Origin of the sequence: Leifsonia sp. 71-9 (genome assembly GCF_001898805.1) — a bacterium.
Lineage (GTDB): Bacteria > Actinomycetota > Actinomycetes > Actinomycetales > Microbacteriaceae > Leifsonia.
In genome coordinates this window covers 40,871-66,736 of record NZ_MKVJ01000018.1, presented here as the reverse complement: position 1 = coordinate 66,736, position 25,866 = coordinate 40,871, and the positions used below count along the sequence as shown (strand labels likewise).

The window sequence follows — 25,866 nt, the reverse complement described above, 5'->3', positions numbered from 1 at the left end:
CCGAGCGGCTCAGGCCGCCCCGCCGAGATCCGGCAGCTCGATCGCCCTGGTCGACGGCGGGAGCTCCCGCACGAGCTCGAGCGCCGGGATGAGCTCGCTCGCCCACACCCGGTAGCCCTCGGCGTTCAGATGCAGCCGGTCGTCGGTGTACGCCGGGTTGAGCTCGCCGTCCTCCAGCGCCGTGGCGGGCCACAGGTCGAGCCAGCCGGCGTGCACCGTCGGCGCGAACTGCCACAGGTGCCGGTTGATGTCCTTGATCTGCTCGGCGAACTCGGCTCCGCGCGGCAGCACCGACTGGGCCAGGATGCGCGCCTCCGGCAGCTCCTTGCGGATCGTCACGAGCGCGGTCTCCACATTGCGGACCACGTGCTCCGCCGATCGCCGCCACGCCAGGTCGTTCGTCCCGATCAGCAGGGCGAGCGTCGCCGGCCCCGAACCGATCACATCGTCGAGACGCGCGAGCACGTCGTCCGTCGTGTCGCCGGCGACGCCGAAATTCCAGACCGTCTCCCCGGGCAGCAGATTCGCCCAGTCACCGGCCTGCGTCAGGCTGTCTCCGATGAGGGCGAGCGGGCCTCGCCCCGTTTCCCATTCCTCCGGCATCCGTACCATCCTCCCCGGCTCCCTCCATCCTCCCCCAGATCGGGCGGGAGGGCGAGGGGGTCGGGGAGGCGGCGGACGTCAGAGCAGGGACTTGGTGTGCCAGACCGTCTTCGTCTCGGTGAAGAACGCGATGCGGTCGAGCGACGGAGCGGCGGCGTCCGGCCCGTTCTCCGGGGCGAGGACGCGCTTGAGGGTCTCCGCGGCGGAGATCTGCAGGTCGACCCACTCCAGCGCGCCCGCGCCGACCAGGTCGAGCGCGTTCACGTCGGCGTGCGAGGCGAGCCACGGCGCGATCTCGGCCGGCGAACCGGTGAGGATGTTGACCACCCCGCCCGGGACGTCGCTCGTCGCGAGCACCTCGCTCAGGCTGATCGCCGAGAGCGGGAAGCGCTCGCTGGCGACCACGACGACCGTGTTGCCCGCGACGAGCGCGGGGGCCACGGCGCTCACGAAGCCGAGCAGGCTGGAATCCTGGGGCGCGATCACGGCGACGACGCCGGTCGGCTCGGGCACCGAGATGTTGAAGTACGGGCCGGCGACCGGGTTGGCGTTGCCCACGACCTGCGTGAACTTGTCCGCCCATCCCGCGTACCAGACCCACCGGTCGATCGCCTCGTCCACCTGGGCGCCGGCGACGGCGGCGGAGACGCCCTCGGCGTTCTGGATCTCGTCGACGAACTGCGCCCGGCGACCCTCCATCAGCTCGGCGATGCGGTAGAGCACCTGGCCGCGGTTGTACGCGGTGGCGCCCGCCCAGCCCGAGACGGCGGCGCGGGCGGCGACCACGGCGTCCCTGGCGTCCTTGCGGGAGCCCTGGGCCGCGTTGGCCAGGAACGCGCCGGAGGCCGAGAGCACCTCGTAGGTGCGGCCGGACTCGCTGCGCGGGAACTTCCCGCCGATGTAGAGCTTGTAGGTCTTCGGCACGGCCAGGCGGCTCATTTCGTGGCTCCCTTGCGGGTCGAGCGGGTGGAGGAGGTGACGGCGGCGGGCAGCGCGCGGCCCGGCACGAGGTACGCGCCGAGGCCGTGACGGCCTCCCTCGCGCCCGTAGCCGGACTCCTTGTAGCCGCCGAACGGGCTCGCCGGGTCGAACCGGTTGAAGGTGTTGGCCCAGATCACACCGGCGCGGAGCTTGTCGGCGACCGCGAGGATGCGGCTGCCCTTGTCGCTCCAGATGCCGGCGGAGAGGCCGTACGGCGTGTTGTTCGCCTTGGCGATCGCCTCGGCGGGCGTGCGGAAGGTGAGCACCGAGAGGACCGGTCCGAAGACCTCCTCGCGTGCGATCCGGTGGCTCGTCGACACGTTGTCGAAGATCGTCGGCGCGAACCAGAACCCGTTCTCGGGGATGGCGCAGTCGGCGGTCCAGCGGTCGGCCCCCTCCGCCTCCCCGATGTCGGAGAGCTCGCGGATGCGCTGCAGCTGCTCGGCGCTGTTGATCGCGCCGATGTCGGTGTTCTTGTCGAGCGGGTCGCCCAGGCGAAGCGTGGACAGGCGGCTCTTCAGCCGGTCGACGACCTCGTCGTGGATGCTCTCCTGCACCAGGAGGCGGCTGCCGGCGCAGCACACGTGGCCCTGGTTGAAGAAGATGCCGTTGACGATGCCCTCGATGGCCTGGTCGATCGGCGCGTCGTCGAAGACGATGTTGGCCGCCTTGCCGCCGAGCTCGAGCGTCAGCTTCTTGTCGGTGCCGGCGACGGAGCGGGCGATCTCGCGCCCGACGGCGGTGGAGCCGGTGAAGGCCACCTTGTTCACGTCGGGGTGGGCGACGAGGTCGCGCCCGGTCTCCCCCGCGCCGGTGACGATGTTGACGACGCCGGCGGGCAGGTCGGCCTGCTGCAGGATCTCCGCGAAGAGCAGCGCCGTCAGCGGCGTCGTCTCGGCGGGCTTGAGCACGACGGTGTTGCCGGCCGCCAGAGCGGGGGCGATCTTCCAGGCGAGCATCAGCAGCGGGAAGTTCCACGGGATGACCTGCGCGGCGACGCCGAGGGCGCGGGGCGCGGGGCCGAGCCCGGCGTGCTCCAGCTTGTCGGCCCAGCCCGCGTAGTAGAAGAACCACGCGGCGACGAGCGGGACGTCGACATCCCGGCTCTCCTTGATCGGCTTGCCGTTGTCGAGGCTCTCGGCGACGGCCAGCTCGCGGGCGCGCTCCTGGACCAGCCGCGCGATGCGGAACAGGTACTTGCCGCGGTCGGTGCCGCTCATCCGCGACCAGACCTTGTCGTGGGCGCGGCGGGCGGCGGCGACGGCCGCGTCCACGTCGGAGGTGTCGGCGGTCGCGATCGTCGCGATGCGCTCCTCCGTCGCCGGGGAGATGGTCTGGAACGGGGTGCCGTGACCGGCGACGAACTCGCCGTCGATGAAGAGGCCGTACTCGTCGCGGAGGCTGAGGATCGACCGCGACTCCGGGGCCGGAGCGTATTCGAGGAAACTCATTCTGGGTCTGCTTTCGTCAGTCGATCGTCACGTAGTCGGCGCCGGAGTAGTGCCCGGTCGCGAGCTTCTGGCGCTGGAGGAGCACGTCGTTCAGGAGGCTCGACGCGCCGAAGCGGAACAGGTGCGGCTGCAGCCAGTGCTCGCCGACGGTCTCGGCGACGGTCACCAGGTACTTGATCGCGTCCTTCGAGGAGCGGATGCCGCCGGCGGGCTTCACGCCGATCTCCTCGCCGGTGAGCCGGTGCCAGTCGCGGACGACCTCGAGCATCAGCAGGGTGACGGGCAGGGTCGCCGCGGGCGAGACCTTGCCGGTGGACGTCTTGATGAAGTCGCCCCCGGCGAGGATCGCCAGCCAGGAGGCGCGGCGGATGTTGTCGTACGTGTTGAGCTCACCGGTCTCGAGGATGACCTTGAGGTGGGCGTAGCTGCCGTCGGTTCGACGGCACGCCTCCTTCACCGCGACGATCTCGTCGAACACGAGGCCGTAGCGGCCGGAGAGGAAGGCGCCGCGGTCGATGACCATGTCGATCTCGTCGGCGCCGGCCGCGACCGCGTCGGCCGTGTCGGCCAGCTTGACGGCGAGGGAGGCGCGTCCGCTCGGGAACGCCGTCGCCACGGCGGCCACGGCGACTCCGGCCGGGGCCTCGGCGTGCGACGAGCCGAGCGCCTCGACGGCGTACGGCACCATATCGCCGTACACGCAGACCGCGGCGGGGCGCGGCGTCGACGGGTCGCCGGCGTCCGGCGTGAGCGCCTTCGCGACGAGCGAGCGCACCTTGCCGGGGGTGTCGGCGCCCTCGAGGGTGGTCAGGTCGATGAGCTCGATGATCTTGTCGAGCGCCCAGCGCTTGCTGGTGGTCTTGATGGAGCGCGTGCCGAGGCCCGCGGCCCGCTGCTCGAGCCCGACGGCGTCGACACCGGGGATGCCGTTCAGGTAGCGCCGCAGGGACGCCTCGGTGAGGTCGCCGCCGAGCACCTCGACGGCACGCGCCGCCGGTGCGAGCGTGCGCACGGGCGGGACGGTGGTTTCGATGGTCACGTCATTCCTTACTGGTTCTGCTCACGAGCTCGGCTGGCTGCGGCCGAGGAGGTCGTTCGCGGTGGCTTCGTCGGTGATGAGGGTGGTGCACAGGCCGCTCGCGACCACGGCGTGCGCCACCTGGTGCTTGGCTTCGCCCGCGATGACGGCGATGCTCGTGCGGGCGGTGCGCAGCTCCTCGAGCGACAGGCCGAGCGTGCGGCCGTCGAGCTCGGGGTCGGCGACCTCGCCGGTGTCGGTGATGAACCGGCCGACGACGTCGCCGACCGCGCCCTTGTCGGCGAGGCCGATGACGTCCTCCGGGGAGAGGTAGCCGGAGTCGACGTGGACGGAGCTGGTGTCGACGACGCCGGCGCTGAAGAGGTAGGCGCTCGCTCCGCGGGCGAGGTCGAGCACCGACTGCACCGAGCGGTCGGCCTCGATCGCGCGGCGGGTGGCGGCGTGCTCGAAGATCGCGGGGCTGGGGAGCAGCGTCGCGGTGCCCTGCGCTTTGCGCGCGATGACGACCGCGGTGTCGGCCGCCGCCGTCGCCTGACGGGTGCTCGACACGCTGCCGTTGATCTGCACGGGGTTCACACCGACGGCCCAGCCCGGGCGCAGGCGGGCGGCGACCGCGTGCAGCGTGCGGCCCCAGCTGACGCCGAGGGTGCGCGGGACGGGGCGGAGGGTGGTGAGGTAGTCCGCGGCGGCCTGCGCGACGCGGGCCTGGGTCTCGGATTCGCTCTCCGCGGCGGGGACGACCACGGCGTCCTCCAGACCGTAGAAGCCGCACAGCTCGCGCTCGAGGGAGAACCGCCTGGCGCTCGGATGCACGATCTCGATGCGCACGAAGCCGTGCTCGCGCGCCGCCACCAGGAGCCTGCCCACCTTCCAGCGGCTCACGTTGAGGGCGACGCCGATCTCGTCCTGCGTCTTGCCCGCCTCGTAGTACAGCTCTGCGGCTTTGACGGCGAGGATCTCGTCGGTATCGTTCAGGGCCACCTCACCAGCCTAGGACGTCCGCAACCTTTGCGCATGCGTTGCTCAAATGAGCAGATAGCGGATCGTCTAGGGTAATCCTCGTGTCCACACCCCTCGCTCTCGCCGTCGACTTCGGCGGCACGAAGGTCGAGGCGGCGCTCGTCGACGCCGACGGCCGACTCGTGCCCGACTCCCGCTTCCGCCGCCCGACCGGCCGCACCGCGACGGTCGATGATCTGGAGGCCTCGGTCGGCGGCATCGTGCGCGACGCGCTCGGCGCGCTGCCCGACGGTGCGGAGATCGTCGGGGTCGGCATCGGCTGCGCCGGCCCGATCGACCGGGTGCGTGGCCTGGTCTCCCCGCTGAACGTGCCGCACTGGCGCGACTACCCGATGCGCGACTACATCGGCGCCGAGGTGCGCTCCGCCGGTCTCGACGTGCCTGTGACGCTCGAGATGGACGGCGTCGCGATCACGATGGCCGAGCACTGGGTCGGCGCGGCCCAGGGCGTCGACAACGTGATGGGCATGGTCGTCTCGACCGGCATCGGCGGCGGCCTCATCGTCGGTGGCCGGGTCATCACCGGCCCCACGGGCAACGCCGGGCACATCGGGCACGTGGAGGTCGGCGACATCCGCGGCGAGGACACCTTCGGCAACCCGTACGCGCTGGAGGCGATGGCCTCCGGTCCGCACACCGTCGCGTGGGCGCAGAAGCACGGCTTCACGGGCACGACCGGCGAAGAGCTGGCTGCGGCCTACGTCGCCGGCGACGAGGTCGCCCGGCACGCGATCGCCCGCACCGGCCGCGCGGTCGGCCACGCCATCGCCTCGGCGACCGCCCTGCTCGACCTGGAGCTCGTCGCCATCGGCGGCGGCTTCTCCCACTCGACGCCCGATCTCTTCACGCACATGCGCGAGGTCATCGAGAAGCACTACTTCCCGTTCGTGCGCAAGGTGCGCATCGTCCCGTCGGCGCTCTCCTCCGAGGGACCGCTCATCGGCGCGGCTGCGCTCATCCACCGCGCGAACCTGCTCCCCGCCTAGCGAGCCGCTCCACGTCGCCGCGTCGAGCTGCCGCCTCGGCGCGCGTCAGCGGTCTTCGAGGGCGCGCGGACGCGCGACGACCGCTCCGGCTGCCGCGGCCGCGAGCGCCGTCACGGTGAGGACGATCAGCGGGAGGGTCCACGCGCCCGTCGTCTGGTGCAGGAGGCCGACGACGAGCGGTCCGAGGGCGCCCAGCGTGTAGCCGAGTCCCTGCGTGAACCCGCTCAGCGCGACCGAGCCGGCGTGCGTGCGGGTGCGCATGTTGATCAGCACCAGCACGAGCGGGAACAGCAGCGGTCCCAGCCCGGCGAACGTCACCCAGAGCCAGGTCGCCGTGCCCGGCGCGAGGATCAGGCCGAGGTATCCCGCCACGAAGAAGGCGACCGCCAGATAGATCAGTCCGGCGACGCTGCGCAACCGCGCGGCCAGCAACGGGACCAGCAAGCCGGCGGGGATGCCCATTCCGGCGTACACCGAGAGCAGGGCGCCCGCCTCCGCCGGCGGGGTGCCCGCGACGTCGTGCAGGATCTGCGGCAGCCAGGCGAACATCGCATAGGCGTTGAGGCTCGAGACGGCGAACACGACGGCCATCGCCCAGGCCAGCGGCGAGTGCCAGACCTTCCCGACCATGGCGGGCGGGGCGCCCTCCACCTCCACGTCGTGCGCGGGATGCGCCGGGCGGTGGGAGACGAGGATGCGCAGCCACGGCAGCACCGCGAGCAGGCTGACGGCGGCCCACATCCCGACCGAGATGTGCCAGCCCGCGGCGTCGGCGACCGGCACGGCGATCAGCGGCGGCAGCAGCGTGCTCACCGACATCACGGTCGCGTAGAGCGACGTGACGAGGCCGATGCGGTCGGGGAAGTAGCGCTTGACCAGCGGCGGCAGCAGCACGTTGCCGACGCCCATCCCGGCGAAGGTCAGCGCGGAGCCGAGGGCGAGCACGACGAACGACGGCGCCGAGGCGCGCAGCAGGTGGCCGGCCAGCATGACGCCGAGGGCGCTCAGCATGACGGCCTCGAGGCTGAGCCGCCGGGTGAAGGACGGCGCGATCAGGCCGAAGACGGCGAAGCAGATCGGCGGCAGCATCCCGAGCAGCCCGACCCCCAGGCTGCTGACCGGGAACTCGGCGCGGATCTCGGCGTAGATGGGCGACAGCGCGGCGACCGCCGTGCGGAGGTTCGCGGCGACCAGCAGGATCCCGACGAGCGCGATGGCGCGCCCGTGCCACAGCGGCCGCGCGCCCGACGGCGCGGGGCCGCTCACGCGGGCTCGGCCGAGAGGATGCCGCGCGCCTTCTCCACGTCGTCGGCGATCTGGGCGATCAGCGGCTCGACGCCCTGGTAGGCGACCATGCCGCGGATGCGCTGCACGAACGACACCTCAACGCAGTGGCCGTAGAGGTCGAGCTCGCGGTCGAGCACGTACGCCTCGACCTGCTTGTGCGGCACGCCCTCGAAGGTCGGGTTGTTGCCGACGGAGATGGCGGCGGGATAGGTCTCGTCGCCGTCCGTCAGCCAGCCGGCGTAGACGCCGTCCGCGGGGATCAGCCCCTCGGACTCGGGCGACAGGTTGGCGGTCGGGTAGCCGAGTTCGCGCCCGCGGGCCGCGCCGTGCACGACGACGCCACGCAGGGTCGGTATGTGGCCGAGCAGCTCGGCGGCGTGCGCCACGTCGCCGTCGGCGAGCAGCTCCCGGATCCAGGTGGAGGAGACCCGGCGGCCGTGCTCGGGCCGCACGTCGTCGATGAGCTCGACGGCGAAGCCGTACTTCTCCCCCAGCTCGCGCAGCAGGCGCACGTCGCCCGCGCCGCGGTGGCCGAAGCGGAAGTCGCTGCCGACGAGCACCTCGGCCGCGTGCAGCCGCTCCACCAGGATGCGGTGGACGAACTCCTCGGGCTCCAGGTCGGCGAGGGCGCGGTCGAAGGCGACCATCAGCGTCGCGTCGATGCCCGTGCCGGCGAGCAGGTCGAGCTTCTGCCCGTTGCTCACCAGCGAGGCCGGGCACTTCTCCGGAGCGATCAGCTCGAGCGGGTTGCGGTCGAAGGTGATCACGGCGGCGGTCAGTCCGCGGTCGGCCGCGACCTCCCGCAGCCGGCCGATGACCGCGCGGTGGCCGGAGTGCACGCCGTCGAACTTGCCGATGGTGACGGCGCTCGGACCGAAGCCGTCCGGCACCTCGTCGATGGAGCGGAAGACCTTCACGAGGCGTCCGTCCGCGGGCGGTGGCCACGCAGCCAGATCAGGCCCAGGATCGGCAGGGCGAGCGGGATGAAGAGGTACCCCATCCCGTAGACCGACCAGACGGTCGCGTCGCGGCCGAACGGGTCGACGTCGTGCAGGCCGAGCGCCTCGGGGGCGAACAGGCTGAGCGAGCCGATGACCAGCACGCCGACCAGCTCGAAGGTGATCGTGATCCACGCGACCCGGTACCAGACGCGGCCCGGTGCGACGAGGGCGATCGTCGCGACGATGTAGACGACGGCGGCGACCGCGGAGAGCGTGAAGGCGACGGGCGCCTCGTCGAAGCGGTCGATGATCTGGAAGACGCTGCGGCCGGTGGCGGCCAGCGCCAGCACGCCGTAGACGAAGACGAGCACCCGGCCGATGCCGGAGATACGCCGGTTCGACGGGCGCTGCACGCGCTCGCTCGCGGACTTGGTGAGGGGAGACATCGAAGACGATTCTATTCGCGTGGGCGGCGGCGTCGCGGCGAGCGCGGGCTCACGCGCCCTGCACGAACCAGATCTGCCCCATCCGGTACACCATGACGGCGATCGCGAGGCACACGCCGCCCAGGATGACGGTGCTCCAGCGGTTGCGCTCGATGAGGGCCCAGAAGCCGCCTGCAGCAGGGAGGATGAGCGCCGAGATCAGGTAGATGTAGAACTCGGGGAGGCTGCCGCTCGGTTCGTTGCCCACCGCGGGCGACACGATCGTGACCACCAGCTGGGCGATGAGCAGCAGCTCCACCAGCGCGACGGCGCCCATGGTGAGGTCGTTCGGGACGCGGCCGGCGAAGCCGAGCACGAGGCACAGGAGGCCGGCGGCGCAGGCGACGATCACCTGGACCGTGGTGAACCATTCGATCATGCCGTGGCGATCTCGTCCGTCGGGAAATTCACGAGGGTCCGTGCTTCCTTTCCGCGGAACTCGACGAGCCCCACCAGGTGGCCGGTCGGCGCGACGGCGGCGACCGGGACGCCGCCCGGTCCTTCCCGGTCGGCGAGGTGGATGCGGCGGCCGTGCGTCAGGTCGATCGCCTGCTGCTCGGTGAGGTCGAGGCGCTCGAACAGCGCCGTGGCCGCGTCCACCGCGGGCAGCAGCGCCGCCTCCGGGTCGAGCGTATCGAGGTCGTGGGCGTCGCGCACGTCGTAGTCGCCGACGCGGGTGCGGCGGAGGGCGGTCAGGTGGCCGCCGACCCCGAGCCCCGCGCCCAGGTCGCGCGCGAGCGAGCGGATGTAGGTGCCGGACGAGCAGACGACGCGCACGTCCAGGTCGATAGCGTCGGCCGTGCGCCGCTCGTCGACGAGCTCGAACTCGCTCACGGTGACGGCGCGCGGCTCGAGCACGACCTCCTCCCCCGCGCGGACACGGGCGTAGGCGCGCTTGCCGTCCACCTTGATGGCGCTGACCGCGCTCGGGATCTGCTGGATCTCGCCCGTGAGCTCGGCGATGCCGGCACGGATCGCGTCGCCCTCGACCGCGGCCAGCGCTGCCGCGTCTGCGCGGGCGGTCTCGTCGCCCTCCGCGTCGTCGGTCGTGGTCGCCGACCCGAGCCGGATGGTGGCGAGGTACTCCTTGTCGGCCCCCACGATGTAGGTGAGGAGCCGCGTCGAGGAGTTCACCCCGATGATCAGCAGCCCGGTCGCCATCGGGTCCAGCGTCCCGGCGTGGCCCACCTTGCGGGTCCCGGCGAGGCGCCGCACTCGCGAGACGACGTCGTGGCTCGTCATGCCGCCCGGCTTGTCGACCAGAAGCAGGCCGCTGCCGGTCACGCGTCGGCCCCGGTGGTGTCGAGCACGAGCTGCAGCTTGGTGCGGAAGGTGCTCTCGAGCAGCTCGGTGGCGCACGGGTCGTCGCCGTACTCGTCGGGCAGGCGCAGCCCCAGGAGGGTGTTCAGCAGCATCCCCTCGGCCAGGAACGAGCGCGCCTCGTCGGCCTCGAACCCCGCGTCCTCGCGGAGCATGCGGTAGATCGCGATGAAGCCGGCGCGCGCCTTGCCGCCGATGACGGGGTCGTGCCCCATCCCGAACGCCTGCATGAGGGAGAGGAGGATGCCGCGGTCCTCGATCAGGTTGACGTAGGTGAGCCCGAGGCGACGGCTGATCTCTTTGCGCTCGCCCTCGTGGGCCCCGGTCGGCCGGCCCTGCGCGTTCCACTCCCCGATCGTCTCGGTGAAGGCGACGAGCAGCGTGTCGAGCGCGCGGCCGAGCACCTCGACGAAGAGGTTCTCCTTGCCGCCGAACATCCGCACCACGTACGGCTGGCTGATGCCGGCCGCCTTGGCGATCTGGTCGGTGGTCGCGCCGAAGTAGCCGCGTTCGCCGAACACGCGGCCCGCGGCGCCGAGGATCTGCTCCCGGCGCTCGGCCGAGGGGATCCGCTCGCTGATCTTGTCCGTCACGCTTGACAGGTTATCAGTCGATTACTAAAGTGCGGAGTAATCATTCGATTACAACATCGACCCGGCACCCGATCCGCGAACAGGAAGCCCGCTCATGACCGCAACAGACTCCGCCCCGGCCCGCACCATCGCGGGCCGACGCATCCCGGTGTGGCTCGCCATCGTGGCGGCCTCCCTGCCCATGTTCATGGCGACGCTCGACAACCTCGTCGTCACCAGCGCGCTCCCCGTGATCGCCCGCGACCTCAGCGCCTCGATCGAGGAGCTCCAGTGGGTCGTCAACGCCTACACCCTCAGCTTCGCGACCCTCATGCTGATGGCCGTCGGCCTGGGCGACCGCTTCGGCCGCCGTAGCGTCTTCCTCGGCGGCATCGTCGTCTTCACCCTCTCCAGCGCGGCGGCGGCCCTCGCCACCGAGCCGTGGATGCTCATCACGGCCCGTGCCGTGCAGGGCGCCGGAGCCGCAGCGCTCCTCCCCCTCTCCCTCACCCTGCTCGCCGGCAGCGTGAGTGCGCGGCTGCGCCCGGCGGCCATCGGGATCTGGGGCGGCATCTCCGGTCTCGGCGTGGCCCTGGGCCCGCTGATCGGCGGCGCCGTCGTCGAGGGCTGGAACTGGCAGGCGATCTTCTGGCTGAACGTTCCGCTCGGCGTCATCGCCGTGCCGCTCGTGCTCCTCGCGCTGCCCAACAGCTTCGGCGCCCGCGTGCGCTCCGACATCGTCGGCCTGCTGCTCGCGGCCCCCGGCGTCTTCGGGCTGGTCTACGGCATCGTCCGCGGGAACGACGCGGGCTGGGACAGCGCCGAGGTGCTCATCTCCCTCATCGGCGGCGGCGTGCTCCTCACGGCGTTCGTGCTCTGGGAGTCGCGCACGCCGGCTCCGCTCCTCCCGCTGCGCCTCTTCCGCGACCGCAGCTTCACCGCGGCGAACCTCGTGGGCATGACGTTCAGCTTCGGGATCTTCGGGGCCGTGTTCATCCTCATCCAGTTCCTCCAGGTGGTGCAGGGGCACACGCCTCTCGAGGCCGGCGTGATGACCATGCCGTGGACGCTCGCGCCGATGATCGTCGCCCCGCTCACCGGGCTCGTCTCCTCCCGGACGGGCACCCGCCTGCCGATCGTCGTCGGCCTGGTGCTGCTGACCATCTCGATGGGCTGGATCGCCCTGACGCTCTCGGCGACCGTCGCGTACTCCGAGATCTGGCCGCCGTTCCTGCTGGCCGGCATCGGGATGGGGCTCGTCTTCGCCCCGAGCTCGACCGCCGTCCTCGCCAACATGCGCCCGGCCGATCACGCGAAGGCCTCCGGCACCAACTCCACCCTGCGGGAGATCGGCGTCGCCCTCGGCGTCGCGGTCCTCACCGCGGTGTTCACGGGAGCGGGCGGCACGCTGACCCCGACCGGCTACGTGGACGCGGCCATCCCGGCCGTCTGGGTCGGGGCCGCCGTGCTCGCCCTCGCCGCCGTGATCGCCCTGGCCCTCCCGGGCCGCCGGCTCGCCGCTCGCCTTGCCGCGGCCGCCGCCGACCGGGAAGCCGTCGAGACGGCCACGGACGCACCGCACGCCGACGCGCCCACCGCCATCCCGATCGCCTGACCGTTCCGATCGCCGATCGCCGATCCGCACGCCGCCCGGCCGACGCACTCGTCGTAGGCTGGACGTCGTGCGGATCGGCGTCATCGGAGCAGGAGCGATCGGCGGCGCCGTCGCGGCGCTGCTCGACCGTGTCGGTCATCTCGTCGAAGTGACCGCCCGCGGCGACCATCTGGCGGCCATCCGCGCGGACGGGCTCCGCCTCGACGGCGGCTGGGGCGAGCACGTCGCCCGCGTGGAGGCGGCCGAGACTCTGCAGACCACGCCCGAGCTGGTCTTCCTCTGCACGAAGGCGCAGGATGCCCGCGTCGCCATCGAGGAGAACGCGCACCTCCTGCGCGGCATCACCGTCGTCGTGGTGCAGAACGGGCTGGCCGGCCTGCGCCAGGCGGCCGAGCTGCTGCCCGGCTCGGAGTGCGTCGGGGCGCTCGCGCTCTACGCCTCCAGCTACCTCTCCCCCGGCCATATCACCGTGACGACGACCGCCAACACCTACCTCGGCGCCGGCGACGGACCGGCGCCCGAGGCCGCGGTGGAGGCGGCCCGCATCCTCGACGCCGCGATGCCCGCCTTCGCGGTCGAGAACTTCACGGGCTGCCAGTGGACCAAGCTCATCGTCAACCAGGTCAACGCGATGCCCGCGATCACCGGCCTCAGCGCGCAGGAGACGCTCGACGACCGGAGGCTGCGCGCCGTCATCACGGCGAGCATGCAGGAGGCCACCCGCATCGGCTTCGACCGCGGCATCCGCTACGGCAGCATCCAGGGCCTCGATCAGCGCATCCTCCGCTTCGTCGCCGCCGCACCCCGCTGGGCCGCGCAGCTCGTCCCCCTGCTGATGAAGCGCCGGATGGGTGCGACGCCCAATCCGGGATCCACCCTGCAGAGCATCCGGCGCGGGCAGCGCAGCGAGATCGACTACCTCAACGGGGCGGTCGTCGCCGAGGCGGCGGCCATCGGACGCGGCGCGCCCGTCAACGCCGCGCTCACGGCGCTCGTGCACGAGGTCGAGGGCAGCGGTGACTTCATCGTGCCCGGGACGGTCGTGGCGCGCCTCCGCCCGCTCCTGCAGGGCTGACGCTCAGCGGGCCACGCGCACCGGGTGCGCCGGATCGGAGTCGTCGACCAGGACGTCCGCGACCTCGGCGGGCTTCGCCTCGCGCTCGTACAGCTCCCACTCGGGCGCGTTGACCAGGAGCACCGCCGCGTTCCACTCCCCGCGCAGCTCGGGCCGCAGCAGGAACTCGCCGTCGATCACGAGCACCGCGTCCGGGCCGGCCGACTCCCAGCGGCTCTCGAGCGGCACGTCGCGCTCCTCGTCGAACGCCGCGGTCTGGAACCCCGCGCTCCCGGCCAGCCGGAACGGGTCGAGCAGCACGCGCCGCAGCGTCACGTAGTCGAACGACGAGCGGTAGTAGTCCTCGGGCGTCTCCGCGCCGTAGCGGGTCCGGGCCGCGCGGGGGCGGTGGAAGTCGCCGATCGAGGCGCGGAACGCATCCGCGCCCGCCTCCCGGAACACCTCCGCCAGATCGTCGGCGAAGGCCGCCGTCCCGCCGCCGCCGTCCACCGCGACGATGATCCGGCCGAGCGGCGACGCGGCACGGATCGTCCCCGCCACCTCCCGGAGGAGCAGCACGCGCGGGGTCGGAGGCAGTCTCATGCCCTGAGCCTAGGCGGCGCGCGGCTCCTCGTCACGCTCCCGGTCGCCCTGCGGGTCGCAGACCGCCGCGAGCGCCTTCCGGCTCCTCCGCCACGAGCGCGGCGGCGGCAGCACGACCAGCGCCGTGCCGACGAGCGCGATCACCAGCCCCACGCCCAGCGCCGGCGTCAGCGCCTGGCCGAGGAACGGCACCGCGAGCACGGCGGTGAAGGGAGGGATGAGGTTGCTCCAGGCGCTCAGGGTCGCCGCCGTGTGGTGCCGCAGCATCTGCCCGAGCAGCCACATGCCGACCACGGAGTTCACCAGCGCGATCCACGCCAGGGGCAGCAGCGCGGCCGGGGTGAGCGGGATCGCGACGCCGCCGGTGAAGGAGGCCAGCACGAAGGTGATGGGCGCCGCGACGAGGAACTGGATTCCGACGCTCACCCAGCTGTCCACGCCGTGCAGACGCTTGCGCTGCAGGAGCGAGCCGCCCGCGTACCCGACGGCGGCGCTGAACGCCGCGAAGACGCCGACCGGGCCGCTCGGCACCCCCAGATGGTCCGCGAGGGCGACGGCCACGCCGACGAACCCGACGATCACGCCCGCCAGCCGCCACCCGCTGAGCTTCTCGTGCAGCACCGGCACCGCCCCGATCGCGATCATGAGCGAGGAGCTGCCCGCGATCAGGGAGGTGAGCCCGGCGGGCATCCCGAGCCCCATCGCCGTGTAGTTTCCGCCGAACTGGACGACCTGGATGAGCAGCCCCACGACCAGGATCGGCCACCACTGCCGCCAGCCGCGCGGCCAGGCGGGGCGCCGGATGGCGACGACCGCGAGCACCACGACGCCGGCGATGGCGAACCGCCAGAAGGTCATCGCGAACGGCCGCATCGCGTGCAGTCCGAGCGCTCCGGCGATGTAGCCGGAGCCGTAGATCGGCAGGAAGAGGAACGGCAGGACGCGCGTCCACAGCGTGTGGCGATCGACGGACCGGTCGGCGGGCAGGTAACGGTTCACAGCGTTACGCTCTCACGTGCCGAGTAACGTGTCAACCCGTTACACTGGGGCCATGGCCGAACTCGACTTCGTGTTCAACACGGGCGCCGCGTGGACCGATCTGCTCGGGACGCTGCGGTACCCGTACACCGAGGACCCGCTCGACCGGCTCACGTCGCCGGAACGCCTCGCGGAGTGGTTCGCCGCGGTCGGGCTCGCTCCGACCGCCCCTCCCGGCGACGACGACCTCGCCCTCGCACAGGCGACCCGGGAGGCTCTCCGCACCCTCGCGACCGGCGCCCTCGGCCTCCCGCTGCCCCCGGGCTCCCCCGACGCCGAGCAGGCGGTGCGCGTCCTCGGCGGCGTCGGGGCTCCGGGCTCCGCCTTCGAGCTCGCCGGCAGCGACGCGCTCCGGCCCCGCAACCCGGCGGACACGCGGGCGGCTCTCGCCCGGATCGTCGCGTCCGCCACCACCGACCTCGGCCACCACCCGCAGGACTTCGGCCAGTGCAGCGACCCGGGCTGCCGCAAGATCTACCTCGACGCCAGCCACGTCCGCAAGGCGTGCTGCGACACCTGCTCCACCCGCCTCCGTGTGCGCGCCTACCGCGAGCGGACCAAGCGCGCGTGAGCCTCGCGACCGACGTCGTCGACTGGTACCACGCCAACCGCCGCGACCTGCCCTGGCGCCGCGACGGATTCACCGCGTGGGGAACGCTGGTGAGCGAGTTCATGCTGCAGCAGACGCCGGTGACCCGCGTCATCCCGCGCCTGGAGGAGTGGCTGGAGCGCTGGCCGACGCCAGCCGCCCTCGCCGCCGTGCCCTCCGGGGAGGCGGTGCGCGCCTGGAAGTCCCTGGGCTACCCGCGCCGCGCCCTCTGGCTGCACGCCGCGGCCGTCGCGATCACGGAGCGGCACTGCGGCGTGGTGCCCGACGACGTGACCGAACTGCTCGCGCTCCCCGGCATCGGCGACTACACCGCCCGCGCCGTCGCGGTCTTCGCGTACGGCGAGCGGCACCCCGTCGTCGACACCAACATCCGGCGCGTGATCGCGCGTGCCGTCGACGGGCAGGGCGAGCCGGGGCCGCCGAGCGCGCGACGCGACCTCGCGGCGATGGAGGCTCTGCTCCCGGACGATCGACCGGCCGCGGCCGCCTTCAACGCGGGCATGATGGAGCTCGGCGCGATCGTCTGCGTCGCCCGCACCCCGCGCTGCGACGAATGCCCTCTCGCCACGACCTGCTCCTGGCGGGCGGCCGGGTACCCGGCATACGACGGACCGCGCAAAGCGGTGCAGAAGAAGTACGAGGGCAGCGACCGTCAGGTCCGCGGCCTCATCCTGGCCGAGCTGCGTGCGTCGCACATCCCGGTGACGGCCGCCGAACTCGACGGTGTCTGGGCAGACGCGGCCCAGCGGGACCGCGCGCTGGCGGGGCTGCTCGCCGACGGCCTGGCCGTGGAGGCGCAGGGCGGGTACACCTTGCCCTAGCCGAGATTCACGTCGTGGCGGTCAAACCGGCCGGAATGAGCGCCACGACGTGAACCTCGACGGGGTCACTCCTCTTCGTCGGCCTCGTCATCGTCGTCGAGGTCGCGCGGCTTGACGTACGGGTCCTCGTCGCCGGCGTAGACGGCGCCGGCGGCCAGCCCCGCCACCGCGGTGTCGCGCTCGCGCGCCTCGCGGAGCAGGTCCTCGATGTGGGCGGCGTTCTCCGGGATGGCGTCGAGCTGGAACTCCAGCGTCGGCGTGAGCCGGGCGGTGATGTTCTTGCCGACCTCGGTGCGGAGCAGGCCGGTCGCGGCCTTGAGCGCCGCCGCCGTGCCCTCGCGCTCCTCGTCTGTGCCGTAGACCGTGTAGAACACGGTCGCGTGCTGCAGGTCACCCGTCACCTGGACGTCCGTGATCGTCACGAAACCGAGACGGGGATCGCGCAGACCGCGGTCGAGCCGCTTGGCGATGATGACCTTGATTCTGTCGGCGAGCTTCCTCGCGCGTGCCGGGTCGGCCATGAGTGCTTCTCCTTCGTTCCGCAGTGGTGGCGAAGCCGGAAGGCCCGGCGGATGAACCGCCGGGCCTTCTGAGCATCGATCTAGACGCGGGGCTTCTCGCGAAGCTCGGTCGTCTCGATCTCGTCGCCGATCTGGATGTCGTTGTACTTGCCGAGGCCGATACCGGCTTCGAAGTCCGTACGCACCTCGGTGACGTCGTCCTTGAACCGGCGCAGCGACTCGATGGCGAGGTTGTCCCCCACCACGACGCCGTCGCGGATGACGCGCGCCTTGGCGTTGCGCGTGATCGTTCCGGACCGGACGATGACACCGGCGATGTTGCCGAACTTGGAGGAGCGGAACACCTCGCGGATCTCGGCCACACCGGACTGGACCTCTTCGAACTCGGGCTTGAGCATGCCCTTGAGCGAGTTCTCGATGTCCTCGATCGCGTTGTAGATGACCGAGTAGAAGCGCACGTCGACGCCCTCGCGGGCAGCGCGCTCGCGGGCCTTGACGTCCGGGCGGACGTTGAAGCCGATCACGATCGCGTTGTCGATGGTCGCCAGGTCGATGTCCGACTCGGTGATCGCACCGACGCCGCGGTGCAGGATGCGCAGCGACACCGAGTCGTCGACCTCGATCTTCATGAGCGACTCCTCCAGCGCCTCCACGGCACCGGACACGTCGCCCTTGATGATGAGGTTGAGCGCCTCGACCTTGCCCTCTTCCAGAGCACGGGTGAAGTCCTCGAGCGAGATGCGCTTGCGGGCCTTCGCCAGCTGCGCGTTGCGCTCGGCGGCCTCGCGCTTCTCGGCGATCTGACGCGCGGTGCGGTCCTCCTCGGTGACGAGGAAGGTGTCACCGGCGCGCGGGACGCTGGAGAGACCCTGCACCTGGACCGGACGCGACGGGGCGGCCTCGAAGACCGGCTCGCCGTTCTCGTCCGCCATGGCACGCACACGGCCGTAGGCGGTGCCGGCGACGATCGCGTCGCCGACGCGCAGCGTTCCGGACTGGATGAGCACGGTCGCGACCGCACCGCGGCCCTTGTCGAGCTTGGCCTCGATCGCGACACCGCGGGCGTCCTTGTTCGGGTTCGCACGCAGGTCGAGCCCGGCGTCGGCGGTGAGCAGCACCGCGTCCAGGAGGTCCTGGATGCCGATGTTGTTCCGCGCGGAGACGTCGACGAACATGACGTCGCCGCCGTACTCCTCGGCGACCAGACCGAACTCGGTCAGCTGCTGGCGCACCTTGGCCGGGTTGGCCTCCGGCTTGTCGATCTTGTTGACCGCGACCACGATCGGCACACCGGCCGCCTGGGCGTGGTTGAGCGCCTCCACCGTCTGCGGCATGATGCCGTCGTCGGCCGCGACCACGAGGATCGCGATGTCGGTCACCTGCGCACCACGGGCACGCATGGCGGTGAACGCCTCGTGACCCGGGGTGTCGATGAAGGTGATCGCGCGCTCGATGTTCTCGTGCTCGGTCCACACCTGGTACGCACCGATGTGCTGGGTGATGCCGCCGGCCTCGCCCTCCACGACGTTCGCGCTGCGGATGGCGTCGAGCAGTCGCGTCTTACCGTGGTCGACGTGACCCATGACGGTGACCACCGGCGGGCGGATCTCGAGGTCCTCGTCGGACTCGTTCTCCAGCTCGGCGTCGAGGTCGATGTCGAAGCCCTCGAGGAGCTCCTTGTCCTCGTCCTCCGGGGAGACGACCTGGATCTTGTAGCCCAGCTCCTCACCGAGGATCTGGAAGGTGGCCTCGTCGAGCGACTCGGTCGCGGTCGCCATCTCGCCCAGGTGGAAGAGGACGGTGACCAGCGACGCGGGGTTCGCGTCGATCTTGTCGGCGAAGTCGGAGATCGAGGAGCCGCGACGCAGTCGGACGACCGTGCCGCCGTCGCCGCGGGGAACGGACACGCCGCCCAGCGACGGGGCCTCCCGCATCTCGAATTCCTGACGCTTCGCGCGCTTCGACTTGCGAGCCTTGCTCTTGCCGCCACCGCGACCGAACGCGCCGGCCGTGCCGCCGCCCGGTCCACGACCGCGACCGCCGCCACCGCCCGGACGGGGACCGGAGAAGCCTCCGGCCGTGCCCGGTGCGCCGCCGGGGCGCTGGAAGCCCGCGCCGCCACCGGCGCCGCCTGGACGCTGCTGGAAGCCGGGACGAGCGCCGCCGCCTTGGCGGTTGCCGCCGGGACGACCCTGGCCGCCGCCCTGACCCGGCGCGCCGATGCGCGGCGAGCCCGGACGCGGCGGAGCCGGACGCGGGATGTTGCTCGGGGTCGGGCGCTGGCCCATGCCCTGCGAGCTCGAGAACGGGTTGTTGCCCGGACGCGGGGTGCTCGGGCGCTGGCCCATGCCCTGGTTGGACGAGTAGGGGTTGTTGCCCGGGCGCGGGGCACCGGGGCGCGGGATGCTGCTGTTGGCGCCGGCGCTGCCGCCGGGGCGGGGAGCCGAGGACGGCTTCGCCGCGTCGGACGGACCGTCGGCCGGGGTGCCGGCCTGGGGCGCGGCCTCCGCGGTGGTCTGAGCCGCAGCCTTCTCGGCAGCGGCCTTCTCAGCCGCGGCCTTCTCGGCAGCGGCCTGACGCTCGGCGACGGACATCGGCGCCTGCGGCTTGGGCGCGCCGGAGTCTGCCTCGGCCTCGGCGGCCTGCGGGCGGGGGCCCGGAGCAGCCGGACGCGGGCCGGGAGCCGGCGCCTTGGGGGCGGCCGCGGCCGCCTTGTCGGGGGTGAAGCCTTCGGCCTCGAGGGCGGCACGCAGCTTGCGTGCGACCGGGGGCTCGATGCTGGAGGACGGTCCCTTGACGAACTCGCCCATCTCCTTGAGCTTCGCGAGCGCGACCTTGCTGTCGACGCCGAGCTCGCTCGCGACCTCGTGTACGCGTGGTTTTGCAGCCACAATTCTCCTGTCTGGGGCCCACCCCGGACAGGGCAGGCGTTAGTAGCGGACGGGACTCATTTCGAGCCGCTCATCGGTTGTCACTCATGTGAAGTCACTGGTTCTTCAGCCTGTTCTCTCAGTGCGGCCCGGATGGCCGTCGGGTCGAGTGCTCCCTCCACCCTCAGCGCACGCCCGAAGGCCCGCCGCTTGAGGGCGATGTCGAGACACTCGTCGACCGGATGCAGCCACGCGCCTCGCCCGGGGAGCGTGGCGGAGTGATCCACCACGAGTTCCGAATTCCGGGCGACGACCCTCAGAAGAGAGGATCGGGGAGCGCGAGAACGGCATCCGACGCACGTTCTGACAGCTTCCATCTTACACCCGCGCGCCCGGTGACCCGGCGCGCACCTACTCGCGATCGAGGATCGAGTCCGGCTGGATGTCGATCTTCGCGCCCGTGAGCTTCGCGGCGAGGCGGGCGTTCTGCCCCTCCTTGCCGATCGCGAGCGACAGCTGGTAGTCGGGGACGAGCGCGCGGACCGCCTTGAGCGACTCGTCGATGACGAACGCGCTGGTGACCTTGGCCGGCGAGAGCGCGCTCGCGACGAATGTCGCGAGGTCGGGCGAGTAGTCGACGATGTCGATCTTCTCGCTGTTCAGCTCGGCGGTCACGGCACGGACCCGCTGGCCGAGCTCGCCGATGCAGGCGCCCTTGGCGTTGACGCCCGGCTCGGTCGCGCGGACGGCGATCTTGGTGCGGTGACCGGCCTCGCGGGCGAGGGAGACGATCTCCACCACGCCGCTGGCGATCTCCGGCACCTCGAGCGCGAAGAGCTTGCGGACCAGCGCGGGGTGCGTGCGCGAGACGGTGATCGACGGACCCTTCGGGCCCTTCGCAACGCTCGTGACGTACACGCGGATGCGCGAGCCGTGGGTGTACTCCTCGCCGGGGACCTGCTCCTCGGGGGGCAGGATGGCCTCCACGCTGCCGAGGTCGACGTGGATCATGCGCGGGTTGGGTCCCTGCTGGATCACGCCGGCGACGATGTCGCCCTCGCGTCCGCGGAACTCGCCGAGCACGGCGTCGTCGGCGATGTCGCGCAGACGCTGGTTGATGACCTGCTTCGCCGCGAAGGCGGCGATGCGGCCGAAGTCGCTCGGGCTGTCCTCCGCCTCGCCGATGACGTTGCCCTCGTCGTCCAGCTCGGGCACGTAGACGCTCACGTGGCCGGTCTTGCGGTCGAGCTGCACGCGCGCGGCCGGGGTCTCGTCGGTGTGGCCGTGGCCGTGGCGCGACTCCGCCTGGTTGGTGTGCTTCAGGTAGGCGGTCAGGATCGCCTGCTCGATGATGTGCACCAGTTCGTCGAACGGGATCTCTTTCTCGCGCTCCATGAGACGCAAGACGCTGAGGTCGATGTCCATGCCGGCCTCCTCTATTCACATTGCGCCGCCTGCGCGATGGCGCGGCGGACTCGAGTATCTACGGTACCTGAGTTTCGGCGACGGTGGGACCCTCGTCCCTGCTCGCCGTGGAGCGGGTACGGTGCCCGGTATGACCGCACCGACCCGAACCGCCTCCCGAGCCGAGCGCAACCCCGCCGTGCGCGCCCTCGCACGCGTGGGGCTGGCCACCATCGGCCTGCTCCACATCCTGATCGGCGGCATCGCCCTCGCGATCGCCTTCGGCGGCACCGGCGACGCCGACCAGTCCGGTGCGCTGCAGGCGATCGTCGCCGTGCCCGGCGGCCTGTTCGTCGTCTGGCTCGCCGTCGCCGGGCTCGTCGTCCTCGCCCTCTGGCAGATCCTCGTCGCCGTGACGGTGCAGGGAGCGGGGAAGCGCCTCACCGAGCTCGGCAAGTGCGTGGTCTACGCCTTCCTCGCCGGCGTCGCCGCGTCGATCGCGCTCGGCGGGAGTCACGACGCGTCCTCGTCCGAGAAGACGATGAGCGCGCGGCTGCTGGCGCTCCCCGGCGGCGTCTTCGTGCTCGCGATCATCGGCCTCGCGATCGTGGCCGGCGGCATCGTCTTCCTCCGCAACGGCATCACCCACCGGTTCGAGCGCGATCTGCGCCTGCCGCCGAACGCGCTCGCGGGCGTCACCACCACGCTCGGCCGCGTCGGCTACATCGCGAAGGGCATCGCGCTGATCATCGTCGGCGGCCTGGTCGTGGCGGGCGCCGTCACCTACGACCCGCAGAAGGCCGGCGGACTCGACGGCAGCCTGAAGGCGCTCGTCGGCCTGCCCTTCGGGCCCGTGCTCCTCGCGCTCATCGCGATCGGGCTGATCGCCTACGGCGTCTTCTGGCTGGTGCGCTCGGTCGCCGCCCGCCTCTAGGCCTCCTCCGCCGGTGCCGCGAACTGCGCGTTGTAGAGGGTGTAGTAGGCGCCGCCCCGGGCGAGGAGCTCGGCGTGCGTGCCCTGCTCGACGATGCTGCCGGCCTCCATCACCAGGATGAGGTCGGCATCCCGGATGGTCGACAGCCGGTGCGCGATGACGAACGAGGTGCGGTCGGCCCGCAGCGCGCTCATCGCCTTCTGCACGAGCAGCTCGGTGCGCGTGTCGACCGACGACGTCGCCTCGTCCAGGATGAGCACGCTCGGCCGCGCGAGGAAGGCCCGCGCGATCGTCAGCAGCTGCTTCTCCCCCGCCGAGACGTTGCCGCCCTCGTCGTCCAGCACCGTGTCGTAACCGTCGGGCAGCGAGTGGACGAAACGGTCGACGTAGGTCGCCGTGGCGGCCGCGACGATCTCCTCGTCAGTCGCCCCCGGGCGCCCGTACGCGATGTTGTCGCGGATGGTGCCCTTGAACAGCCAGGTGTCCTGGAGCACCATCCCCATCCGGCTCCGGAGGTCGTGCCTGGTCATCGAGGCGATGTCGACGCCGTCGAGCGTGATGCGTCCGCCGTCCAGCTCGTAGAACCGCATCATCAGGTTGACCAGGGTGGTCTTGCCCGCGCCCGTCGGGCCGACGATCGCGACCGTCTGCCCGGGCTCGGCGACCAGCGAGAGGTCGTCGATGAGCGGCTTGTCGGCGGTGTACCGGAACGAGACGTCCTCGAACGCGAGGCGGCCCTTGGTCCCCTCGGGGCTCTTCGGGTGCTCCGGGTCGGCCGACTGCTCGTCCGCGTCCAGGAGCTCGAAGACGCGCTCGGCGCTCGCCACCCCGGACTGCAGCAGGTTCGCCATCGAGCCCAGCTGGGTCAACGGCTGCGTGAACTGACGCGAGTACTGGATGAACGCGGTCACGTCGCCGAGCTGCATCGCCCCGCTCGCGACCTGGAGCCCGCCCACGACGGCGATGGCGACGTACATCAGGTTCCCGACGAACATCATCGCCGGCATGATGATGCCCGAGATGAACTGCGCGCCGAAGCTCGCCTCGTACATCTCCTCGTTCTTCGTGCCGAACCGGGCTTCCACCTCGCGGTGCCGGCCGAAGACCTTGACGAGGGCGTGGCCGGTGAAGGCCTCCTCGATCTGGCCGTTCAGCTCGCCGGTGCTGCGCCACTGCGCCACGAAGAGCTTCTGCGAGCGCTTCGCGATCAGGGAGGTGACGAGCAGGGTCAGCGGGATGGTGATCAGCGCGATCAGGGCGAGCAGCGGCGACACGACGAACATCATCACGACCACGCCGACGACCGTGAGCAGGGAGGTGAGCAGCTGGCTCATCGTCTGCTGGAGCGTCTGCGAGATGTTGTCGATGTCGTTCGTCACGCGGCTGAGCAGCTCGCCGCGCTGCATCTTGTCGAAGTACGTCAGCGGGAGACGGTGGATCTTCGCCTCCACGTCCTCCCGGAGCCGGTACACGGTGCGCTGGGTCACGCCGTTCAGCACGTACGCCTGCAGGTAGCTGAAGACCGACGACGCGATGTAGAGCGCGAGCACCCACATCAGCACGTGGCCGACCGCGACGAAGTCGATGCCGGCGCCGGGTGTGAAGGTCGTGCCCGAGAGGAGGTCGGCGAACTGCCCCTGACCGTCGGCGCGCAGCTTGGTGATCACCTGGGCCTGCGTCACCCCGCTCGGGAACTGCTTCGAGAGCGCTCCGGCGAAGACGAGGTTGATCGCGTTGCCGAGCAGCTTCGGCCCGAGCACCGCGAACACGACGCTCACCACCGCCAGCAGCGTGACGAAGACGATCGCCCAGCGCTCCGGCTTCAGCTGACCGGCCAGCCGGCGCGCGGAGGGGCCGAAGTTGAGGGACTTCTCGGCCGGCATCCCCATGCCGCCGAACGGGCCGCCCCCACCGGGGCCGCGCCGGACGGGCGGGCGCGCGGGCGCCGGACGGTCTTCCGTGTCCTGGCTCATGCCGCCTCCTCCGCGGTCAGCTGCGACGAGACGATCTCGGCGTAGGTGGGATTGCTCTCGATGAGCTCGTCGTGGGTGCCGCGACCGACGACGCGGCCGTCCTCGAGCACGATGATCTGGTCGGCGTCGACGATCGTGGAGACGCGCTGGGCGACCACGATCATCGTCGCGTCGGACACCGAGCGGGTCAGCGCCGCCCGCAGTCGCGCGTCCGTGGCGGTGTCGAGCGCGGAGAACGAGTCGTCGAAGACGTAGATCTCCGGCCGTTTGACGAGGGCCCTGGCGATCGCGAGGCGCTGCCGCTGGCCTCCGGAGACGTTGGTGCCGCCCTGCGCGATCGGCGACTCCAGCCCCTCGGGCATCGCCTTCACGAACTCCGTGGCCTGCGCGATCTCGAGGGCCTGCCAGAGCTCGTCGTCCGTCGCGTCCGGCTTGCCGTAGCGGAGGTTGGAGGCGACCGTGCCGGAGAACAGGTACGGCCGCTGCGGGACGAGACCGATGCGCGACCAGAGCAGCTCGGGGTCGAGCTCGGCCGCATCCACCCCGTCCACCAGGACGAGGCCGCTGGTCGCGTCGAAGAGCCGCGGCACCAGGTTCACGAGCGTGGTCTTACCGGAACCCGTGCTGCCGATGATCGCGGTCGTCTCTCCGGACCGGGCGAGGAACGTCACATCGCTCAGCACCGGCTGGTCGGCGCCCGGATAGGCGAAGCCGACGTCCACGAACTCGACGGTGCCGTGCGAGGGCAGCTCGGTCACGGGGTTCTGCGGTGCCCGCACCGACGCCTCCGTGCCCAGCACCTCGCTGATCCGGTCGGCGCAGACCGCCGCACGCGGGACCAGCACCGCCATCATCGTCGACATCATGACGCCCATCAGGATCTGCATGAGGTACTGGAGGAACGCGGTGAGCGTGCCGATCTGCATCGAGCCGTCGTCCACCCGGAAGCCGCCGAACCAGATGACCGCGACGCTCGAGACGTTGAGCACGAGCATCACGATCGGGAACATCAGCGCGAACAGGCGGCCGGCCTTCAGGGCCGTCTCGGTGACCTGGTCGTTGGCGACCGCGAACCGGTCGGTCTCGACGTCCTCCCGGACGAACGCGCGGATGACGCGGATGCCGGTCAGCTGCTCCCGGAGCACGCGGTTGACCCGGTCGATCCGCTCCTGCATGCGGCGGAACAGCGGGACCATCCGGGAGATGATCAGCCCGACGGCGATCAGCAGGACGGGGACGCTCACCGCGATGAGCCAGGAGAGCTCCAGATCCTGCTGCATCGCCAGGATGATGCCGCCGATCGCCAGGATCGGGGCCGAGACGAGCAGGGTGCAGGTCATCAGCACCAGCATCTGCACCTGCTGCACGTCGTTCGTGTTGCGGGTGATGAGGGAGGGCGCCCCGAACCGCGAGACCTCGCGCTCCGAGAACTCCCCCACCTTGTGGAAGATCGCCGTGCGCAGGTCGCGACCGACGCGCATCGCGACCTTGGCGCCGAAGTAGACCGCGGCGATCGAGCACGCCACCTGCACCAGCGTCACGCCGAGCATCTCGGCGCCGACCATCAGGATGTAGCCGGTGTCGCCCTTGGCGATGCCGTTGTCGGTGATGTCGGCGTTGAGCGTGGGCAGCCAGAGCGACAGCAGCGACTGCGCGAGCTGGAAGACGACGACCCCGACGAGGAGGCGCCAGTGCGGCCGGAGGTACCGGCCGAGGAGTTTCAGGAGCATGTGCGACC

General features: G+C 71.5%; 25 protein-coding genes. 6 read left to right on the top strand and 19 right to left on the bottom strand.

Annotation, left to right across the window (positions count from 1 at the left end; translation table 11 throughout):
• Window positions 1-9: 9 nt before the first annotated feature.
• From BGO91_RS13180 to BGO91_RS13160, 5 genes are all read right to left on the bottom strand, one after another.
• Window positions 10-603, bottom strand: a complete 594-nt coding sequence (locus BGO91_RS13180; protein ID WP_290473207.1) for a GDSL-type esterase/lipase family protein — start codon at window positions 601-603, stop codon at window positions 10-12.
• Between the two features lie 78 nt (window positions 604-681).
• Window positions 682-1,542, bottom strand: a complete 861-nt coding sequence (locus BGO91_RS13175) for an aldehyde dehydrogenase family protein (protein ID WP_290473206.1) — start codon at window positions 1,540-1,542, stop codon at window positions 682-684.
• Window positions 1,539-3,035, bottom strand: coding sequence for an aldehyde dehydrogenase family protein (locus BGO91_RS13170; protein WP_290473205.1), 1,497 nt, complete (start codon window positions 3,033-3,035; stop codon window positions 1,539-1,541). The genes BGO91_RS13175 and BGO91_RS13170 overlap by 4 nt, the downstream gene beginning before the upstream one ends.
• 16 nt (window positions 3,036-3,051) lie before the next feature.
• Window positions 3,052-4,074, bottom strand: coding sequence for a deoxyribose-phosphate aldolase (deoC, locus tag BGO91_RS13165; protein ID WP_179699411.1), 1,023 nt, complete (start codon window positions 4,072-4,074; stop codon window positions 3,052-3,054).
• A gap of 21 nt (window positions 4,075-4,095) precedes the next feature.
• Entirely contained in the window at window positions 4,096-5,055 is a 960-nt protein-coding gene (locus BGO91_RS13160) for a sugar-binding transcriptional regulator (RefSeq protein ID WP_290473204.1), read from the bottom strand.
• An 80-nt stretch (window positions 5,056-5,135) separates the two neighbouring features.
• On the opposite strand from BGO91_RS13160, the gene BGO91_RS13155 reads away from it, so the two are divergent.
• A complete protein-coding gene (locus tag BGO91_RS13155) occupies window positions 5,136-6,080 on the top strand; it encodes an ROK family protein (protein WP_290473203.1) in 945 nt (314 codons plus the stop codon).
• A gap of 45 nt (window positions 6,081-6,125) precedes the next feature.
• Here the strand turns inward: BGO91_RS13155 and BGO91_RS13150 are convergent, their stop codons facing one another.
• The 6 genes from BGO91_RS13150 to BGO91_RS13125 are packed head-to-tail and all read right to left on the bottom strand — an operon-like array spanning window position 6,126 to window position 10,706.
• Entirely contained in the window at window positions 6,126-7,346 is a 1,221-nt protein-coding gene (locus BGO91_RS13150; RefSeq protein ID WP_290473202.1) for a CynX/NimT family MFS transporter, read from the bottom strand.
• On the bottom strand, window positions 7,343-8,284 hold the full coding sequence (locus BGO91_RS13145) for a bifunctional riboflavin kinase/FAD synthetase (RefSeq protein WP_290473201.1): 942 nt from the start codon (window positions 8,282-8,284) through the stop codon (window positions 7,343-7,345). The genes BGO91_RS13150 and BGO91_RS13145 overlap by 4 nt, the downstream gene beginning before the upstream one ends.
• On the bottom strand, window positions 8,281-8,754 hold the full coding sequence (locus tag BGO91_RS13140) for a hypothetical protein (RefSeq protein WP_290473200.1): 474 nt from the start codon (window positions 8,752-8,754) through the stop codon (window positions 8,281-8,283). Before BGO91_RS13140 ends, BGO91_RS13145 begins: the two co-directional genes overlap by 4 nt.
• Window positions 8,755-8,803: 49 nt before the next feature.
• Window positions 8,804-9,172 (bottom strand): hypothetical protein, encoded by a 369-nt coding sequence (locus tag BGO91_RS13135; RefSeq protein ID WP_021763419.1) that lies wholly within the window; start codon window positions 9,170-9,172, stop codon window positions 8,804-8,806.
• Complete coding sequence (gene truB, locus BGO91_RS13130; RefSeq protein WP_290473199.1) at window positions 9,169-10,077, bottom strand: tRNA pseudouridine(55) synthase TruB; 909 nt, start codon at window positions 10,075-10,077, stop codon at window positions 9,169-9,171. The genes BGO91_RS13135 and truB overlap by 4 nt, the downstream gene beginning before the upstream one ends.
• On the bottom strand, window positions 10,074-10,706 hold the full coding sequence (locus tag BGO91_RS13125) for a TetR/AcrR family transcriptional regulator (RefSeq protein ID WP_290473198.1): 633 nt from the start codon (window positions 10,704-10,706) through the stop codon (window positions 10,074-10,076). Before BGO91_RS13125 ends, truB begins: the two co-directional genes overlap by 4 nt.
• A 94-nt stretch (window positions 10,707-10,800) precedes the next feature.
• Between BGO91_RS13125 and BGO91_RS13120 the strand changes: the two genes are divergently transcribed.
• Together BGO91_RS13120 and BGO91_RS13115 are read left to right on the top strand one after the other, a co-directional pair.
• Window positions 10,801-12,300, top strand: a complete 1,500-nt coding sequence (locus BGO91_RS13120) for a DHA2 family efflux MFS transporter permease subunit (RefSeq protein ID WP_290473197.1) — start codon at window positions 10,801-10,803, stop codon at window positions 12,298-12,300.
• Between the two features lie 67 nt (window positions 12,301-12,367).
• Complete coding sequence (locus BGO91_RS13115) at window positions 12,368-13,375, top strand: ketopantoate reductase family protein (RefSeq protein WP_290473196.1); 1,008 nt, start codon at window positions 12,368-12,370, stop codon at window positions 13,373-13,375.
• A 3-nt stretch (window positions 13,376-13,378) separates the two neighbouring features.
• On the opposite strand, the gene BGO91_RS13110 is transcribed toward BGO91_RS13115, so the two are convergent.
• Entirely contained in the window at window positions 13,379-13,957 is a 579-nt protein-coding gene (locus BGO91_RS13110; RefSeq protein ID WP_290473195.1) for a hypothetical protein, read from the bottom strand.
• A gap of 9 nt (window positions 13,958-13,966) precedes the next feature.
• Complete coding sequence (locus BGO91_RS13105) at window positions 13,967-14,956, bottom strand: DMT family transporter (protein ID WP_290473194.1); 990 nt, start codon at window positions 14,954-14,956, stop codon at window positions 13,967-13,969.
• 52 nt (window positions 14,957-15,008) lie between these two features.
• Here BGO91_RS13105 and BGO91_RS13100 point away from each other — a divergent pair, with 52 nt between their 5' ends.
• Window positions 15,009-15,566 (top strand): ABATE domain-containing protein, encoded by a 558-nt coding sequence (locus BGO91_RS13100; protein ID WP_290473193.1) that lies wholly within the window; start codon window positions 15,009-15,011, stop codon window positions 15,564-15,566.
• Window positions 15,563-16,426 (top strand): A/G-specific adenine glycosylase, encoded by an 864-nt coding sequence (locus BGO91_RS13095; protein ID WP_290473192.1) that lies wholly within the window; start codon window positions 15,563-15,565, stop codon window positions 16,424-16,426. The genes BGO91_RS13100 and BGO91_RS13095 overlap by 4 nt, the downstream gene beginning before the upstream one ends.
• 65 nt (window positions 16,427-16,491) lie before the next feature.
• On the opposite strand, the gene rbfA is transcribed toward BGO91_RS13095, so the two are convergent.
• The 4 genes from rbfA to nusA all read right to left on the bottom strand — a co-directional run bounded on the left by rbfA (window position 16,492) and on the right by nusA (window position 21,242).
• Window positions 16,492-16,947, bottom strand: a complete 456-nt coding sequence (gene rbfA / locus BGO91_RS13090; protein ID WP_290473191.1) for a 30S ribosome-binding factor RbfA — start codon at window positions 16,945-16,947, stop codon at window positions 16,492-16,494.
• An 80-nt stretch (window positions 16,948-17,027) separates the two neighbouring features.
• Window positions 17,028-19,838 (bottom strand): translation initiation factor IF-2, encoded by a 2,811-nt coding sequence (gene infB, locus BGO91_RS13085; protein WP_290473190.1) that lies wholly within the window; start codon window positions 19,836-19,838, stop codon window positions 17,028-17,030.
• 80 nt (window positions 19,839-19,918) lie between these two features.
• Window positions 19,919-20,194 (bottom strand): YlxR family protein, encoded by a 276-nt coding sequence (locus BGO91_RS13080; RefSeq protein ID WP_081703873.1) that lies wholly within the window; start codon window positions 20,192-20,194, stop codon window positions 19,919-19,921.
• Window positions 20,195-20,228: 34 nt separating this feature from the next.
• On the bottom strand, window positions 20,229-21,242 hold the full coding sequence (gene nusA, locus BGO91_RS13075; protein ID WP_290473189.1) for a transcription termination factor NusA: 1,014 nt from the start codon (window positions 21,240-21,242) through the stop codon (window positions 20,229-20,231).
• A 130-nt stretch (window positions 21,243-21,372) separates the two neighbouring features.
• On the opposite strand from nusA, the gene BGO91_RS13070 reads away from it, so the two are divergent.
• A complete protein-coding gene (locus BGO91_RS13070; protein WP_290473188.1) occupies window positions 21,373-22,155 on the top strand; it encodes a DUF1206 domain-containing protein in 783 nt (260 codons plus the stop codon).
• Here the strand turns inward: BGO91_RS13070 and BGO91_RS13065 are convergent.
• Both BGO91_RS13065 and BGO91_RS13060 read right to left on the bottom strand, forming a co-directional pair.
• Window positions 22,152-24,128 (bottom strand): ABC transporter ATP-binding protein, encoded by a 1,977-nt coding sequence (locus BGO91_RS13065; protein WP_290473187.1) that lies wholly within the window; start codon window positions 24,126-24,128, stop codon window positions 22,152-22,154. The genes BGO91_RS13070 and BGO91_RS13065 overlap by 4 nt on opposite strands.
• On the bottom strand, window positions 24,125-25,858 hold the full coding sequence (locus tag BGO91_RS13060) for an ABC transporter ATP-binding protein (protein WP_290473186.1): 1,734 nt from the start codon (window positions 25,856-25,858) through the stop codon (window positions 24,125-24,127). Before BGO91_RS13060 ends, BGO91_RS13065 begins: the two co-directional genes overlap by 4 nt.
• Between the last annotated feature and the right edge of the window lie 8 nt (window positions 25,859-25,866).